Raw genomic sequence first — 201 nt, 5'->3', positions numbered from 1 at the left:
CCACCGGCCTAAAAGCCCGGCGGAAACACCAATCTCTTTAGCCACATGGGCAATCGGGCGCTCTGACTCGATTACCAGGTTCGCGGCCTCACGCCGGTACTCCGGCGTGTACTTCTTGCGCTGTTGACTCACAATGAACATCCTCTCTTACGGACACAAGATCCGTACAAATAGGGTGTCCACTAAACGAGGGTAACCTCA

General features: G+C 54.7%; 1 protein-coding gene. It reads right to left on the bottom strand.

Annotated features, from left to right (window positions below):
• The coding region (locus tag HMPREF2896_RS13185; protein WP_141746436.1) for a transposase at nucleotides 1-141 on the bottom strand (141 nt) is incomplete at its 3' end.
• Nucleotides 142-201 lie beyond the last annotated feature (60 nt).

The sequence above is a fragment of the Corynebacterium sp. HMSC069E04 genome, from assembly GCF_001813175.1.
GTDB lineage: Bacteria > Actinomycetota > Actinomycetes > Mycobacteriales > Mycobacteriaceae > Corynebacterium > Corynebacterium aurimucosum.
The sequence above is the reverse complement of the archived record's forward strand: the minus strand, read 5'-3'. Positions and strand labels throughout refer to the sequence as shown.